The following is a 15,571-nucleotide window of genomic DNA, read 5'->3' on the forward strand; positions in this document are numbered from 1 at the left end:
GCGCGGATGGGGTGCTCCCAGTCCGTGGGAGAGGGCACGTCAGGGCCACGCGTCGCGGTATGCGCGCAGGTCACCCACGGTGGACGCGGCCAGGACGCCGTGGCCGACCGCGCGGGCCACCGCGTCGGCCGCCGCCGCGCAGAGCCCGTCGAAGCCCGCCGCGTCGGGCGCCGGGCGCACGCCCGTGGCGGCGGCGAAGAGGGTGTCGCCGTCGAACAGCGAGTGCGCCGGGCGCAGGGCGCGGGCCAGGCCGTCGTGCCCGGAGATGGCCAGCCTGCGGCACTGCGCCTTGGTCAGGGCCGCGTCGGTGGCGATGACGCCGATGACCGTGTTCAGGTCCGACGCGGCGGGCGCGGACAGCGCCCCCGGCCTGCCGGGCGCCTCCGGGAACTCCCCGGGCGCGACCGACGCCGCGTACAGCTCCCCGGTCATGGGGTCGGCGGCCTCGCCCCGGGCATTGACGGCCAGCAGCGCGGCCACTGTGATCTCACCCACCCGGACCGACGCCGTGCCGACGCCGCCCTTCAGCGAGCCCGTGCGCGCCCCCGCCCCGGCGCCCACCGAGCCCTGCTCGACCGGGCCCTCCGCGGCCGCCTCGCAGGCCAGGTAGCCGAACGCGGCGTCCGGGCGGTTGCCCCAGTCCGAGCGGGGCAGGTCGAACAGCACCGCGGCGGGCACGATCGGCACCACCTCGTGCGGCTCGGCGCCCACCCGGAAGCCCTGGCCGCGCTCCCCCAGCCACCGCATGACGCCGTCGGCGGCGGCCAGGCCGTATGCGCTGCCGCCCGACAGGCAGACCGCGTCGACGCGCTCGACCAGGTTCTCCGGGGCCAGCAGGTCGGTCTCCCGGGTGCCGGGCGCGCCGCCGCGCTGGTCGACCCCGCCGACGGTCCCCTCGGGGAACAGCACGACCGTCGTCCCGGTGGCCCAGCCGTCGCCGATGCGGTGGTGGTGGCCCACCCGGACGCCGCCGATCACGCCGACAGGGCCTGGACCAGCGACTCCTGCACCCAGGTCAGCCAGTGGTAGACGGCCATGTTGGGCGCGCGGGGGTCGTCGTCGGGCAGCTCGTCCGGGGTGTCCTCGCTGACCTCGAGGGCCGTGCCGAGGGCGATGCGGACGTCGTTGAGCGCGGCCAGCCAGGCGTCGGCCTGCTCGTCGCTGAGCCGCACCTCGCCGCCGTACATCGGGCAGGTGTCCATCACGACCGCGGCGACGCCGATCTTGCGGTCGAGCAGCTCGGGTTCGTGCAGCGAGCGCAGCGCGGCCGCGGAGTCGATGTCCTCGCGGGTCGGGTTGTCGGGGTCGAGCTTGTGGAAGTCCGGCAGCAGCCGGGACAGGATCGGGTCGTCCGGGGAGGTCGTCGGGCCGGTGCGGATGCCGGTCAGCTCGGCCAGCTCGTCCTGCGGGGAGTCCTCCTGGCGGGCCTTGAGCATGTCGTCGATCTGCGACACCAGCCCGCGCAGCACGGCCGCCTCCTGGCGGTCGATGACGGCCACCACCAGCTTGCCCTTGCGCGTCCACTGCTTCACGAGGCGTGTTCCATCGTCGCCCAGAGACCGGCGGCGTGGAGGCGGGCCACGTCGCCCTCGACCTTCTCCTTGGTCCCCGACGACACCACGGCCTTGCCCTCGTGGTGCACGTCGAGCATGAGCTTGGTCGCCTTGTCCCGGCTGTAGCCGAACAGCTTCTGGAAGACGTAGGTCACGTACGACATGAGGTTGACCGGGTCGTTCCAGACGACCGTCTGCCACGGTCTGTCCTCGGACACCACCTCGGAACCGACGGGACTGCTCTGCGTCTGCTCCATGTCGACGGGCGCGGTCATACCCCTAATGGTGGCATGCCCGCTTTGACTCGGTCCGAGGGATCTTCCCTCGAATGGCGTACCCGTAGGCTTCGACCATGACCACGGCTCTGCTGACCGACCACTACGAGCTGACGATGCTCGCCGCGGCGCTGCGCGACGGCACCGCGGCGCGGCAGTGCGTGTTCGAGGTCTTCGCCCGGCGGCTGCCCAACGGTCGGCGCTACGGGGTCGTGGGCGGGACCGGGCGGGTCGTGGACGCGATCGCCGACTTCCGCTTCGGCGAGGCCGAGCTGGCGCACCTGCGCGACACCGGGGTCGTCGGCGACGAGGCGCTGGCCTGGCTGGCCGACTACCGCTTCGGCGGCGACGTCGACGGCTACGCCGAGGGCGAGCTGTACTTCCCCGGCTCGCCGATCATGACGGTCACCGGGACGTTCGCCGACGCGGTGCTGCTGGAGACCGTCGTGCTGTCGATCCTGAACCACGACAGCGCCATCGTCTCGGCGGCGGCGCGCATGGTGAGCGCGGCCAACGGGCGGCCGATCATCGAGATGGGCGGGCGGCGCACGCACGAGCTGGCGGCCGTGGCCTCGGCCAGGGCCGCCTACCTCGCCGGGTTCGCCACGACGTCGAACCTGGCGGCGGGCCGGGCCTACGGCATCCCGACCGCGGGGACGTGCGCGCACGCGTTCACCCTGCTCCACGACAGCGAGCGCGACGCGTTCGCCGCGCAGGTGGACGCGCTGGGGACGGACACCACGCTGCTGGTCGACACCTACGACATCACCCGGGGCATCGACACCGCCATCGAGGTCGCGGGCACCGGGCTGGGCGCGGTGCGCATCGACTCCGGCGACGTGGGCGTGCTGGCCAGGCAGGCCCGCGAGCAGCTGGACCGGCTGGGGGCGACGCGGACGCGGATCGTGGTCTCCGGCGACCTCGACGAGTACGCGATCGCCGCCCTGCGCGCCGAGCCGGTGGACGCCTACGGGGTCGGGACGTCGCTGGTCACCGGCTCGGGCGCGCCGACGGCCGGGATGGTCTACAAGCTGGTGGAGGTCGACGGGCGGCCGGTGGCCAAGCGCAGCTCGTCGAAGGAGTCGCTGGGCGGGCGCAAGGTGGCGCTGCGGCGGCACAAGGCCACGGGGACCGCGCTGGAGGAGGTCGTGTTCCTGGCGTCGGGCCCCGCGCCCGACGCCGACGAGCACGACCGGTACCTGCAGATCCCCCTTTTGCGTGGTGGACAGCCTGCGCCCGGACTGCCCACGCTGGAGGATGGCAGGCAACGGGTCCGCACCGGCCTGGTGAGCCTGCCGTGGGAGGGCCTGAAGCTCTCCGCGGGCGAGCCCGCCATCCCGACCGTCCACCTCACCGGGGAGCAGTGATGCACGACAAGACGGCGCTGATCGTCGTGGACGTCCAGAACGACTTCTGCGAGGGCGGCTCGCTCGCCGTCGCGGGCGGGTCCGAGGTCGCGGCGGCGATCAGCGACTACATCGCCGAGACCGACTACGACTTCGTCGTCGCCACCCGCGACCACCACATCGACCCGGGCGACCACTTCAGCGAGACCCCGGACTACGTCCACTCGTGGCCGCGGCACTGCGTCGCCGAGACCACCGGCAGCGAGTTCCACGCGAACCTGGACACCTCCCGCATCCACGAGGTGTTCCGCAAGGGCGACTATGCCGCGGCGTACTCCGGCTTCGAGGGCACCGCCGACGGCACCCCGCTGGCGGACTGGCTCCGGGAGCGGGGCGTGGGCCGGGTGGACGTCGTGGGCATCGCCACCGACCACTGCGTCCGGGCGACGGCCGTCGACGCCGCCGAGGCGGGCTTCACCACGCGCGTGCTGCTGGACATGACCGCGGGCGTGGCCGCGCCGACCGTCGAGTCCGCGCTGAACCGCATGACCGAGGCGGGCGTGACCCTGGTGGGCGTGCCGAAGCTGGCGCCTGCGGGCTGAGCTCCTTGACCTCCAGCGCGCTGGAGGTCGCAGGATCGCCGCATGACGAGTGGGACACGCGTCGCGGTGATCGGGACCGGGGCCATCGGCACGGCGGTCGCGCGGCGGCTGGCGGGCAGCGGCCGCGAGGTCGTGGTGTGGAACCGGACGCCGGAGCGGGCGGTCGGGACCGGCGCGCGGGTCGCCGGGTCGCTCGCGGAGGCCGTCGAGGGCGGCGACCTGGTGTTGCTGACCCTCAAGGACCACGCGGCGGTGCGCGACTGCCTGGCCCGGCTGCCCGACCTCACCGGGCGCACCGTCGTCGCGCTGACCACCGGCACGGCGGAGGACGCGCGGGCGGCCGAGCGGACCGTCACCGCCGCTGGTGGGTCGTACCTCGACGCGGGCGTGCAGACCCCGCCCGAGGCGATCGGGACCGACGCCGCCACGTTCCTCTACAGCGGACCGCGGGCGGTGTTCGAGCGGCACGCGTCCACTCTGGCCCTGCTGGGCACGCCGCGGTTCGTCGGCGAGCGGGCCGACGCCGCGGCGGTGTGGGACCTGGCGCTCTTCGGCGTCTGGTACGACGCCCAACTCGGCCTGCTGCGCGCGCTCGACGGGGTGCGCCGGGCGGGCATCGACGTCGCCGCGTTCGCCGAGACGGCAGCACCCCAGATCGGCCACGTCGTCACCGGAGCTACCGCGACCGCTACGGAACTGACCTGCGGCGAGTACCCGGCAGGCCCCGCCGACCTCACCGAACACCTGACGGTCATCCGACACCTGATCGACCTGCGCAGGACAGGCCCACTGGGCGACGGCGGCCTGCACGCGGTGGCCGACCGCGTCGAGTCCCTGATCGCGGGCGGCCGTGGCGGCGAAGGGCTCACCGCGACTGTCGACGGGTGAGGCCATGGGTCGCACGGGACGAGCCCGGGGTCACCGAGCGGCAGGCGTTCCCTGTCGGCACTGCCATGGGCGGTCCGTGCTGCGTGCCGGAGCCTGCCCCCAGCTACCCCTCCCGCCGCACGGCGTCGAGCCACTCGGCGGGATTCCACAGCACCGGCGCCGCCCCGACCGGCTCGAAGCTGAGGTCCGGATCGCTGCTGTGGACCAGACACAGCAGCCGCCGCCCCATCAGCGCGGCGACTCGCGAATGCTCCGCCATGAGATCAAGCATGGCCCACGCCAGATCGGGCCAGGACGCGGCGAATGCGTCGTAATGGGTGAGGACCACGGCCAGACCCGCCGTGCCCGGCGCCCAGCCGTGGTCGACCATGGCGTAGGCAGTACCCACGGGGCGCTAAACCAGGCGACCGTCTCGTCCACCACCCCGCGGCCGCCGGAACAGCATCACCGGGCTGTTGACCAGCAGGTCACGGGCGCAGACCCTCTGGACCTTGTGGGCACCGCGATTGTCGGCGGGTGGGTTCATACTCCCGCCATGGCGTACGACCGGGTGTTGGCCGAGCGGGTGCGGGAACTGCTCGCGGGCGTGGACGGCATCACCGAGCAGCCGATGTTCGGGGGGTTGGCGTTCCTGGTCAACGGGAACATGGCGGTGGCCGCCAGTGGGCAGGGCGGGTTGCTCGTCCGCGTTCCGCGCGACGAGACCGGCGGGCTCCTCGGTGAGCACGTCGAGGTGATGGTGATGGGCGGGCGGGAGATGGTCGGCTGGCTGCACGTCGACGGCGCGGGTCTCGGTGATCGGCTGGCGGAGTGGGTCGGCCGCGGGGTCGGCTGCGCGCGATCGCTTCCGGCCAAGGCGGGGAAGGCCGCGGTCAGGAGGCGCTGACCAGCACCGGGGCCCCGATCAAGAAGCGTTGACCAGCACCGGGGCCGCGACGAGCCGCCGTAACGCGGCCACCACCCGTTCGGCGGCGTGCCCGTCGCCGAAGGGGTTGGCGCCGGTGGGGATGCGGAGGTTCGCGGCCAGGGTCTGGTCGGCGGCCTCCAGCACCCGGGCGCGGTCGGTGCCGACCAGGCGGGCGCAGCCCGCGCCGAGGGCCTCCAGCCGCTCGGTGACGTCGCGGGCCACCAGGACCGGCACGCCGAAGGTCGGGGCCTCCTCCTGGATGCCGCCGGAGTCGGTGATCACCAGGGCGGCTCGCCGCAGGGCCCTGACCAGGTCGGGGTAGCCCAGCGGCTCGGTGACGACGGCGCGGGGCGTGTCGCCCAGCGCGGCCCGCACCTGGGCGCGCACGGCCGGGTTCGGGTGCGCGGGCAGCAGCACCCGCACGTCCTCATGGCGTTCCACCAGCGCCCGGACGGCGGACAACACTCCGTCCAGCGGCGCGCCCCACGACTCGCGGCGGTGGACGGTCACCAGGACCAGACGCGCGCCCGCGTCCAGCTCCGGCTCCAGCGCCGCGAAGGACGGGTCGACAGCGGGCCGGTCGGTGGACGCGATCAGCCTGACCGCGTCCACCACCGTGTTGCCCGTGACCACGATGTCGGGCACCGGGACCGACTCCGCCCGCAGCGCCCCGGCCGCGGCCGCGGTCGGGGCGAGGTGCAGCGCGCACAGTCGGGCGACGGCCTGCCGGTTGCCCTCCTCGGGGAAGGGCGCGGCGAGGTCGCCGGTGCGCAGCCCGGCCTCCAGGTGCGCCACCGGGACCCCGCGCCAGAACGCCGCGAGCGCGCCCGCCAGCGTCGTCGTCGTGTCGCCTTGGACGACGACGGCGGCGGGCCCGCGCCGGGCCAGCACGGCGTCCAGCGCGGGCAGCAGGGCGGACATGAGCTCCGCCTGCCCGCCGCCCGGCCTGCGCACCGGAAGGCGCTCGTCGGGGACGAGGCCGAACGGCGCGAGCGCCTGGTCGACCACGCGCCCGTGCTGTCCGGTGTGGACGATCACGGGGGCGAGGCCGGACCCGGCCATGGCCAGGGCGACGGGCGCCGCCTTGACCGCCTCGGGGCGGGTGCCGACGATGATCAGGACTTCCGGGTGCACCGCAGCGCCTTTCCACTGGGACCGGTCAACTGAGCCTGCGCCGCCGGGCGTGCAGCAGCAGGATTCCGGTGATCAGCAGGGCGATGCCCAGCGCGATCCACCAGCCGATGTCGGCGCCGGTGAGCGCGAGGCCCGCGCCGCCGCCGACCGCGCCTCCGGTCGGAGCCTTGTACACCGCACCTCCCTCAGTCGGTCGGGCGCTTGCGCAGCACCGCGATCCAGAACGGGACGGCCGCAGCGGCCACCCCGAGGCCGAGCCACAGGCCCGCGCCGGAGGCCAGCGGGATGGGCGGGGCGGCCGGGCCGCAGCGGGCCTGGGAGATGACGATGTCGCCGGTGGCGACCAGCAGGTCGGCCTTGACGTGCACGGCGTTCACCGTGAGGCTGCCGTCCTTGTTGCGGATCTGCTCGTTGAAGATGATCGTGACCAGGTCGGTCAGCCCGAGGTCCACCTCGACCACGGTGTTGGGGCCGGGTTCGGCCGCGACCTCGACCCCGGCGAGCCGGACGTCGGCGAGCACAGTGGACCCCTGCACGCCGGATTGCGTGGCGTCGCAGAACGCCTGGACCAGCCCGATCGAGCCCAGCCTGGCCAGCAGGAGTTCCACGTCGGCGGTGGCCGCCTCGGCGTGCACGACGCCGGTCTCCTCGTCCAGCTCGGCCGCGCTGGTCAGCAGGCCGGTGGTGAGCACGCCGGGGATCTCCGCGGTCGCCACCGAGGCCTGTCTGGGGCCGTCGGTGTGACTGGGCGAGATCGGTCCGACGCGCACGACGCCGGTCCCGGCCAGGGTGAGCTCCGCGTCGAGCGCGAAGGCCGACCCGTCGCCGGGGGCGGCGGCCGCGGGCGCGGCGCCTGCGATGAGCGCGGCGGCGACGGCCAGGCCGAGCAGACCGGCCCGTCGCGCCATTCGGTTGTGCATCCATTCCTCCATCGGGGACCTGCGACGCTCACGTCGCGAAGGGACACCGGCGTAAACGAGGCAGACTCGGGAGTTGACACGCACCACAACCCGATCGTGTGGCAGCCCGGATCGAACCCCCGGCCGATCACCCGATTTCTCACCGCGAGTATCGATCCATCGAGCGAATCATCACCCGATCCAGCGATGGGCAGACGCACGCACCGGAACGATGATGAGGCGGTCCCCCGACCTAGGAGATCGCGTGGCGCTGGCGCTCCCCCGAAGACCCGCACCGCACGCCCGGCTCGCCGTCGTCGTCCTCGGCGCGCTCGCTGCGGCGCTCGTCATCGGCAACCGGTTCTACCGCACCGCGGAAATGGTGCTGGCGAGCGGAATCCTGCGACTGGTATCCGGTGACGGCGTGCATCTGGCCGCCCACCGTCAGACCATCTACTTCGGACTGGGCTCGGACACCGCCTTCGGGCTGCGGATGAGCCCGGAGTGCACGTCGGCCTTCCTGGTGCTGCCGCTGCTGGTCGTCGGCGCGGTGATGATCGCGCTGCGGCCCGCCATCACCCGGCGCGTCGTCGTCGCGCTCGCCGTCGCGGCCGCCGCCGTGATCGCGGTCAACCAGCTGCGCGTCCTGACGCTCGTCGGCCTGATCGACTGGCTGGGCACCGACCGCGGCTACCACTGGGGCCACACGCTGCTGGGCTCGATGGTCAGCGTCATCGGCGGCGCCGCGGCGCTGGTGCTGTTCGTGTGGCTGTCGACGCGGCGGGCGCGGTCGTGAACCTCGCGCTGCTGCTGGGCTTCACCCAGGCCCTCGCCCTGACCATGAGCGTGGCGTTCGTGACCTACGTCTGCCTGATCGTCGTCCCGTACCTGCGGCACAAGCGCCAGCCGAGCGGTGACGGCTCCCGGCTGGAGTGGCACTTCTTCGTGCCGTGCCGCGACGAGGAGTCCGTCATCGGCGACACGGTCCGGTACCTGCGCAAGACCTTCCCGCACGCGCACGTCTGGGTCATCGACGACGACTCCGACGACGCCACCGCCGACGTCGTCGGCGCCCTGCGCGGCCCCAAGCGCGGCGGCGACCGGAACCTGCACCTGGTGCGCCGCTTCCGCCCGCACGCGCGGACCGGCAAGGGTCACGCGCTCAACAGCGCGTACCGCGAACTCAAGGCGTGGATGGGGAAGCACGCCGACACCGACCGCGCGATCGTCGTCGTGGTGGACGCCGACGGCCGCCCCGCGCCGGACTGCCTCGACGTCTGCGCCGCCGACCACCTCTTCGGCGACCCGGCGATCGGCGCGGTGCAGGTGGACGTGCGGATGAGCAACCGAGGCGTCCCGCAGCGCCACGGCGGCCCGCTGCGCGGGCGGCTCGGCTCGGCCCTGGTCCGCATGCAGGACCTGGAGTTCCGCAGCGCGATCGCGGCCATCCAGCTGTCCCGAGGGCGCACCGGGACGATCTCCATGGGCGGCAACGGCCAGTTCACCCGGCTCTCCGCGCTCGACGCGATCGCCGACCACGCCGGGCCGTGGCGCGGCGCGCTGCTGGAGGACTTCGAACTCGGCGTGCACCTGCTCACTGCGGGCTGGAAGACCGGCTTCACCGTCGACACCCACGTCGACCAGGAAGCGCTCTACAGCATGCGCCGCTTCCTGGCCCAGCGGACGCGGTGGGGCCAGGGCACGATGCAATGCGGCCGCTATGTGCGCCGCATCTGGGATTCCCCGCACCTGAGCACCCTCGGCGCCGCGGAAATGCTGTATTACCTCGCCCAGCCGTGGCTGCAACTGCTCGGCACGCTCGTCTACCCGATCCCGTTCATCCTGCTCGGAATCCGCGCTGTGGAAAACCCCGGCGAGGTCTGGCAGTGGTTCAGCGGCGGCGCATGGGTGCTGTTCGCCACCTACGGCTCGTTCGGCCTGCTCCCGTTCCTGATCTGGGGACCGATCTACCGACGCAAATGCGAACCGTCGGTAAGCCTGCCGCACGCGATCGGCTACGGATTCCTCTATGCGCTTTACATTTACACCTTCTACATCACCTCGTGGCGCGCCTTCGCCCGACTGGTCCGCGGCGACAACCGGTGGACCAAGACCCGCCGCAACGCCGAACAGCCGAGCCGGGTCGTCGCGCTGGAGCACTGACCGGGCCGGGTACGGTCTACGGTCATGCCCGCCCTGCCTCCCGTCCGCGCCCTGTTGGAGACCGCCGTGGGAGCGGTGGGCGGCGCGGAGCGGCCGGGCCAGGTCGAGATGGCCGAGGCCGTCGGCCGGGCCATCCGCACCGGCGACCACCTGGCCGTGCAGGCCGGGACGGGCACCGGCAAGTCCCTGGCCTACCTGGTCCCCGCGATCCGGCACGCGGTCGAGAAGGGCACCACCGTGGTGGTGTCGACGGCGACGATCGCGCTGCAGCGCCAGCTCGTCGACCGCGACCTGCCCAGGCTGGCCAAGGCGCTGGCCAAGGACCTCAGGCGCACGCCCACGTTCGCCATCCTCAAGGGCAGGCGCAACTACCTGTGCCTGCACCGGCTCGACGCCCCCGAGGAGCCGGAGGACCAGGGCCTGTTCGACCCGTTCGCGGTGTCCCGGCTCGGCCGCGAGGTCACCCGGCTGCGCGAGTGGGCATCCGACACCGAGACCGGCGACCGCGACGAGCTGGTCCCGGGCGTGTCCGACCAGGGCTGGCGGCAGGTGTCGGTGTCGGCGCGCGAGTGCCTGGGCGTGTCCAAGTGCCCGATCGGCTCCGACTGCTTCGCCGAGCGCGCGCGGGCCGAGGCGGGCAAGGCCGACATCGTCGTCACCAACCACGCCCTGCTGGCCATCGACGCCCTGCAGGGCTACCAGGTGCTGCCCGAGCACGACGTGGTCGTCGTGGACGAGGCCCACGAGCTGGTCGACCGGGTCACCTCGGTGGCCACCGGCGAGCTGTCCGCCGCGAGCGTGGGCATCGCGGCCCGGCGCGTCGGGCGCCTGGTCGAGGAGGGGCTGGCCGACCGGCTCGCCGAGGCGGGCGAGGGCCTGGGCATGCTGCTGGAGGACGTCCCGGCCGCCCGCATGGACGCCATCCCCGACCCGGTCCGCACCACCGTGGCCGTGATCCGCGATGCCGCGCACGCGTGCGTCACCGCGCTCGGGCCGGAGAAGAAGGACGACGTCGAGACGGCCACGGCGCGCAAGCTCGCGCTGTCGGTGCTCGACGAGGTGCACGACACCGCCGAGCGGATCCTGGAGTCCTTCGACCCGCCGGAGCCCGACCGCCGCGACGTGGTGTGGGTGAGCCGGGAGAACGACCGTCCCGCGGTCATGCGGATCGCGCCGCTGAGCGTGGCCGGGTTGCTGCGCGAGCGGCTGTTCGGCGAGACCACCACCGTGCTCACCAGCGCGACCCTGACCCTCGGCGGCAGCTTCGACGCGCTCGCCCGGCAGTGGGGCCTGCCGCCGGAGCAGCGGCAGGGCAGGCAGGCGGACGGCGCGGCCACCGCCAAGGAGGCCCCACACGACAAGAGCGACATCCGGTGGAGCGGGCTGGACGTCGGCTCGCCGTTCGACCACGCCAAGAGCGGCATCCTCTACCTGGCCAAGCACCTGCCGCCGCCGGGCCGCGACGGCCTGCCCGACGCCGTGCTGGACGAGCTCGCCGAGCTGGTCGAGGCCGCGGGCGGGCGCACTCTCGGGCTGTTCTCCTCGATGCGCGCGGCCAAGCACGCCACCCAGGCGCTGCGCGACCGGCTCGGCACCGACATCCTCTGCCAGGGCGAGGACTCCACCTCCCTGCTGGTCAAGAAGTTCGCCGAGGACCCGGCCACCAGCCTGTTCGGCACGCTGTCGCTGTGGCAGGGGGTGGACGTGCCGGGGCCGTCACTTTCGCTGGTCGTGATCGACCGCATCCCGTTCCCCCGCCCGGACGACCCGCTGGCCTCGGCGCGGCAGCGGTCGGTCGAGGCGCACGGCGGCAACGGGTTCCTCACCGTGGCCGCGACGCACGCCGCGCTGCTGCTCGCGCAGGGCGCGGGCAGGCTGCTGCGCTCGACGTCGGACCGCGGCGTGATCGCCGTGCTGGACCCGCGGATCTCCACCGCCCGGTACGGGGGATTCCTGCGCAATTCGCTGCCGCCGTTCTGGACAACGACGAATCCTCAGGTTGTCCGGGGCGCACTCACCCGTCTGGCGGCCCAGGGCTGACTCGACGTTTCGACCGAGTGACGCCCATTACTGTGCGCAGGACCGACACTGTGCCGAATGGGGCGCGTCGGTGAACACCTTCGTGCGACTATCCGGTGACGCAGGCCGCTGCTAGCTTCGGGACCCGGTGATCACCACCGCGATTTGTCCTGTGATCGACGACGACAATTCCCGAATTGGCGGTGCGGCGTAGTGACTGTGACCGAGCCCGTAGAGCCCCGGATTGACCCCGACAACCCGTATCCATCAACCCTGGGCACTGCGGCGGCCCGGAACCTGGCGACGACCACCAAGTCCGTGCCGCAGATGCAGGCGATCACCTCGCGCTGGCTGCTGCGCGTGCTGCCGTGGATCGAGGCCAAGGGCGGCACCTTCCGGGTGAACCGCAGGATGAGCTACGCCGTCGGCGACGGCCGGGTCACCTTCTCCAACATCGGCGACCGCGCCCAGGTCGTGCCGCCGGAGCTGTGCGAGCTGCCGCTGCTGCGCGGGTTCGACGACATCGAGGTGCTCACCGCGCTGGCCGAGCGCTTCGAGCAGCGCGAGTACCAGCCCGGCGACGTGATCGTCGAGTTCGGCAACCCCTCCGACCACGCCTTCCTCATCGTGCACGGCCGGGTGAAGAAGATCGGCACCAGCCAGTACGGCGAGCCGACCGACCTCGGCGTGCTCGCCGACGGCGACCACTTCGGCGACGAGACCCTGGCCGACCCGCAGAGCATGTGGGAGTACACGGTCAAGGCCGCCACCACCTGCACCGTGCTCGTGCTGCAGCAGGCGGGCTTCGACGAGGTGCTGCGCCAGTCCGACGCGCTGCGCGCCCACCTGCACGACTTCCAGGCGCGGCAGGCCCGCAACCGCAACGAGCACGGCGAAGCCAAGATCGAGATGTCCGCCGGGCACGAGGGCGAGGCCGAGCTGCCCGGCACCTACGTCGACTACGAGCTCTCCCCGCGCGAGTACTCGCTCAGTGTCGCCCAGACGGTCCTGCGCGTGCACACCCGCGTCGCCGACCTCTACAACGAGCCGATGGACCAGGTCGAGCAGCAGCTGCGGCTGACCATCGAGGCGCTGCGCGAGCGCCAAGAGCACGAAATGATCAACAACCGCGAGATCGGCCTGCTGCACAACGCCGACTACGCCAACCGCATCCAGACCCGCACCGGCCCGCCGACCCCCGACGACCTCGACGAGCTGCTGTCGGTGGTGTGGAAGGAGCCGACCGCGTTCCTCGCCCACCCGCGCACGATCGCGGCCATCGGCCGGGAGTGGAACAAGCGCGGCATCTACCCCGACCCGATCGAGTTCACCGGCCACAAGATCCCGGCGTGGCGCGGCGTGCCGATCCTGCCGTGCAACAAGATCCCGGTCAGCGAGACGCAGACCAGCAAGATCATCCTGCTGCGCGCGGGCATGGAGAACCAGGGCGTGATCGGCCTGCACCAGACCGGCCTGCCCGACGAGTACAAGCCCGGCCTGTCCGTGCGGTTCATGAACATCAACGAGAAGGCCGTCATCTCCTACCTCGTCAGCGCCTACTACTCCGCCGCGGTGCTGATCCCCGACGCGCTCGGGGTCCTGGAGAACGTCGAGATCGGCCGGGAGGGCTGAGGCCGTGGTCGCCCAGCTCGTCGCCGAATGGCGCATGAGCCTCAGCACCACGGCCGCCCGCAACCTCGCCACGACGACCAAGACCCGGCCGCAGTCGCAGGAGATCACCGACCGGTGGCTGCTGCGCGTGCTGCCGTGGGTGGAGGCCAGGGGCGGCGCCTACCGGGTCAACCGCAGGCGCGTCCCGGTGGCGGGCGACGGGCTGGTGGGCTGCACCGCCATCGGCTCGCTCTACCGGGTGATCCCGAGCGAACTGGCCGAGGTCCTGGCCGGGTTCGCCGACGAGGACGTGCTCTCGGCGCTGTCGGACCGGTTCGAGCAGCGCGAGTTCGCCGCGGGCGACACGCTGCCCGCCGACGGCGTCACCGTGGTCGCGCACGGCAAGGTGAGCAAGCTCGGCCGCGGCGAGTACGGCGACACCGTCGTGATCGACGTGCTGGGCGAGGGCGGCTGCGTCGGGCAGGAGGTGTTCCGCGGCGGTGAGCCGAACTACCGCGTGGAGGCCGTCACCGACGTCACCGCGCTCACCCTGCCGCGCTCCGCCGTCGCCGCGGTGCTGGACGCCGCGCCGCACCTGCGCGAGCACCTGTCCCGTCGGCCGCCCGCGGTCAACAAGCGGGGCGAGGCGGAGATCGCGGTCGCGTCCGGGCACGACGGCGAGGTGACGCTGCCCGGCACCTACGCCGACTACGAGCTCCACCCGCGCGAGTACGAGCTGAGCGTCGCGCAGGCCGTGCTCCGGATCCACACGCGGGTGTCCGACCTCTACAGCGCGCCGATGAACCAGGCCGAGGAACAGCTGCGGCTGACCATCGAGGCGCTGCGCGAGCGCCAGGAGCGCGAGATGGTCACCAACCGCGACTTCGGGCTGCTGCACAACGTCGACCCGAGCCAGCGGATTCGCACGCGCACCGGCCCGCCGACCCCGGACGACATGGACAACCTGTTGTCCCGCAGGCGCAAGACGCAGGTGCTCCTGGCGCACCCGCGCACGATCGCGGCGTTCGGGCGGGAGTGCAGCAGGCGCGGGCTCAACCCGCCGAGCGTGTCGGTCGAGGGCACGGAGCAGGCGTCGTGGCGCGGCGTCCCGCTGCTGCCGTGCGACAAGATCCCGATCGGCCAGGGCGGCACCAGCGCCGTCATCGCGATGCGCATGGGCGAGGAGAACCAGGGCGTCGTCGGGCTGTACCAGACGGGCCTGCCCGAGGAGCACCAGCCGGGGCTCAGCGTGCGGTTCATGGGCATCGACGAGAAGGCGATCGCCTCGTACCTGGTCACCACGTACTACTCGGCGGCGGTCCTGGTCCCGGACGCGCTCGGCGTGCTGGACGGCGTCCAGCTTTGAGCTCCGGCCGTTGAGGAGGCACCATGGCTGTGCTGTCCCGGGTCTTCGCACCCGCGACGGAGTCGGAACTGGCTGCTGGCTGCTGCAACGACGCGACCGGCAGCGGCTCCAAGGCATCGCAGGCCAACGGTCTGGCACCGAGCACCGTGGTCGACGTGGCCCCACAGACGATCCCGCACTGGGGCTGCGCGAGCGGTCCTTTGTGGTCACTGGCGTGGAGAAGTCCTTCCTCCAGGCCTACCGCGAGGGCAGCTTCCACTACCTGCTGATCGCCGCCGACAAGGTCGGCCACTGATCCGGACCGGGTGGGCGGCCACTGCTCCCGCCCACCCGGTTCTCCTTTTCTGTCGGTGCGGCCCGATACGGTGTCCGCGATGAAGGGGCTCCCTGGGGGCGCCCGAGTGACGACAGGTGGGAGATCCGATGAAGTACGCCCTGATCTACCAGTACGACCCAGCCCAGGCGACCCCGGGCGGCATGGCGGAGATCGAGGAGTGGATGGCCCTCGACCAGGAGGTCAAGGACGCAGGCGCCCACGTCTACTCCGCAGGCTTCCACTCGGCGGCCGACGCCCACACGGTCACGGCAGCCAGCCCTGACACAGTCAAGGGCACCGAGGGCGTCACCATCGCAGGCTTCATGGTGGTCGAAGTCCCCGACCTGGAGACGGCGTTGACCTGGGCCCGCAAAATCCCCACCGCCCGTTACGGCTCGGTCCAGGTCCGAGCCTTGGTGGAGTTCGAAGCCTAGGCAGAGATCGAGGGCAGCGGACCGACCCCCTTAGCGCGTGCGCGCGATGCGTAGCGCG

17 protein-coding genes are annotated in these 15,571 nt (G+C 72.7%); 10 read left to right on the forward strand and 7 right to left on the reverse strand.

The features are described from left to right. Positions 1–39 precede the first annotated feature (39 nt). Genes IEY98_RS21255 through clpS form a run of 3 tightly spaced genes read right to left on the reverse strand, consistent with a single transcriptional unit; the run spans position 40 to position 1,828 of the window. Positions 40–978, reverse strand: a complete 939-nt coding sequence (locus IEY98_RS21255; protein WP_229787136.1) for a P1 family peptidase — start codon at positions 976–978, stop codon at positions 40–42. Continuing rightward, on the reverse strand, positions 975–1,532 hold the full coding sequence (locus IEY98_RS21260; protein WP_189212314.1) for a DUF2017 domain-containing protein: 558 nt from the start codon (positions 1,530–1,532) through the stop codon (positions 975–977). Before IEY98_RS21260 ends, IEY98_RS21255 begins: the two co-directional genes overlap by 4 nt. Then, complete coding sequence (gene clpS, locus IEY98_RS21265) at positions 1,529–1,828, reverse strand: ATP-dependent Clp protease adapter ClpS (protein ID WP_189212315.1); 300 nt, start codon at positions 1,826–1,828, stop codon at positions 1,529–1,531. The genes IEY98_RS21260 and clpS overlap by 4 nt, the downstream gene beginning before the upstream one ends. Positions 1,829–1,905: 77 nt before the next feature. Between clpS and IEY98_RS21270 the strand changes: the two genes are divergently transcribed. From IEY98_RS21270 to IEY98_RS21280, 3 genes are read left to right on the forward strand one after another with little or no spacing between them, the layout of a single operon-like run. Continuing rightward, entirely contained in the window at positions 1,906–3,195 is a 1,290-nt protein-coding gene (locus IEY98_RS21270) for a nicotinate phosphoribosyltransferase (protein WP_189212316.1), read from the forward strand. Further along, positions 3,195–3,776: a nicotinamidase gene (locus IEY98_RS21275; protein ID WP_189212317.1), complete on the forward strand. Its 582-nt coding sequence runs from the start codon at positions 3,195–3,197 to the stop codon at positions 3,774–3,776. The genes IEY98_RS21270 and IEY98_RS21275 overlap by 1 nt, the downstream gene beginning before the upstream one ends. Before the next feature lie 42 nt (positions 3,777–3,818). Continuing rightward, positions 3,819–4,664 carry an NAD(P)-dependent oxidoreductase gene (locus IEY98_RS21280; protein ID WP_189212318.1) on the forward strand — a complete coding sequence of 282 codons (846 nt, stop codon included), beginning with the start codon at positions 3,819–3,821 and terminating at the stop codon, positions 4,662–4,664. Positions 4,665–4,767: 103 nt separating this feature from the next. Here IEY98_RS21280 and IEY98_RS21285 read toward each other — a convergent pair whose 3' ends face one another. Beyond that, entirely contained in the window at positions 4,768–5,034 is a 267-nt protein-coding gene (locus IEY98_RS21285; RefSeq protein WP_189212319.1) for a hypothetical protein, read from the reverse strand. A gap of 165 nt (positions 5,035–5,199) precedes the next feature. On the opposite strand from IEY98_RS21285, the gene IEY98_RS21290 reads away from it, so the two are divergent. Further along, positions 5,200–5,550: a TfoX/Sxy family protein gene (locus tag IEY98_RS21290; RefSeq protein WP_189212320.1), complete on the forward strand. Its 351-nt coding sequence runs from the start codon at positions 5,200–5,202 to the stop codon at positions 5,548–5,550. Between the two features lie 18 nt (positions 5,551–5,568). On the opposite strand, the gene wecB is transcribed toward IEY98_RS21290, so the two are convergent. Genes wecB through IEY98_RS21305 form a run of 3 tightly spaced genes read right to left on the reverse strand, consistent with a single transcriptional unit; the run spans position 5,569 to position 7,625 of the window. Then, positions 5,569–6,705: a non-hydrolyzing UDP-N-acetylglucosamine 2-epimerase gene (wecB, locus tag IEY98_RS21295; RefSeq protein ID WP_189212321.1), complete on the reverse strand. Its 1,137-nt coding sequence runs from the start codon at positions 6,703–6,705 to the stop codon at positions 5,569–5,571. Between the two features lie 25 nt (positions 6,706–6,730). Further along, positions 6,731–6,880 (reverse strand): LAXTG motif-containing small protein, encoded by a 150-nt coding sequence (locus IEY98_RS21300; RefSeq protein ID WP_189212322.1) that lies wholly within the window; start codon positions 6,878–6,880, stop codon positions 6,731–6,733. 10 nt (positions 6,881–6,890) lie between these two features. Then, complete coding sequence (locus IEY98_RS21305) at positions 6,891–7,625, reverse strand: choice-of-anchor protein CoaP (protein ID WP_189212323.1); 735 nt, start codon at positions 7,623–7,625, stop codon at positions 6,891–6,893. A 244-nt stretch (positions 7,626–7,869) separates the two neighbouring features. Here IEY98_RS21305 and xrtP point away from each other — a divergent pair, with 244 nt between their 5' ends. The 6 genes from xrtP to IEY98_RS21340 all read left to right on the forward strand — a co-directional run bounded on the left by xrtP (position 7,870) and on the right by IEY98_RS21340 (position 15,513). Further along, a complete protein-coding gene (gene xrtP / locus IEY98_RS21310) occupies positions 7,870–8,400 on the forward strand; it encodes an exosortase P (protein WP_229787138.1) in 531 nt (176 codons plus the stop codon). Beyond that, the gene (locus IEY98_RS21315) at positions 8,397–9,767 is read left to right on the forward strand and encodes an XrtP-associated glycosyltransferase (RefSeq protein ID WP_505606718.1); all 1,371 of its coding nucleotides are present in this window, start codon (positions 8,397–8,399) and stop codon (positions 9,765–9,767) included. Before xrtP ends, IEY98_RS21315 begins: the two co-directional genes overlap by 4 nt. Before the next feature lie 24 nt (positions 9,768–9,791). Then, positions 9,792–11,807: an ATP-dependent DNA helicase gene (locus IEY98_RS21320; RefSeq protein WP_189212325.1), complete on the forward strand. Its 2,016-nt coding sequence runs from the start codon at positions 9,792–9,794 to the stop codon at positions 11,805–11,807. Positions 11,808–11,999: 192 nt separating this feature from the next. Beyond that, positions 12,000–13,418, forward strand: coding sequence for a family 2B encapsulin nanocompartment shell protein (locus IEY98_RS21325; RefSeq protein ID WP_189212326.1), 1,419 nt, complete (start codon positions 12,000–12,002; stop codon positions 13,416–13,418). A 34-nt stretch (positions 13,419–13,452) separates the two neighbouring features. Then, positions 13,453–14,763, forward strand: a complete 1,311-nt coding sequence (locus tag IEY98_RS21330) for a family 2B encapsulin nanocompartment shell protein (protein ID WP_189212507.1) — start codon at positions 13,453–13,455, stop codon at positions 14,761–14,763. A 423-nt stretch (positions 14,764–15,186) separates the two neighbouring features. Beyond that, positions 15,187–15,513, forward strand: a complete 327-nt coding sequence (locus IEY98_RS21340; protein WP_189212327.1) for a YciI family protein — start codon at positions 15,187–15,189, stop codon at positions 15,511–15,513. Positions 15,514–15,571 lie beyond the last annotated feature (58 nt).

It is taken from the genome of Actinokineospora fastidiosa (assembly GCF_014648415.1).
In the GTDB taxonomy this organism is placed as follows: Bacteria; Actinomycetota; Actinomycetes; order Mycobacteriales; family Pseudonocardiaceae; genus Actinokineospora; species Actinokineospora fastidiosa.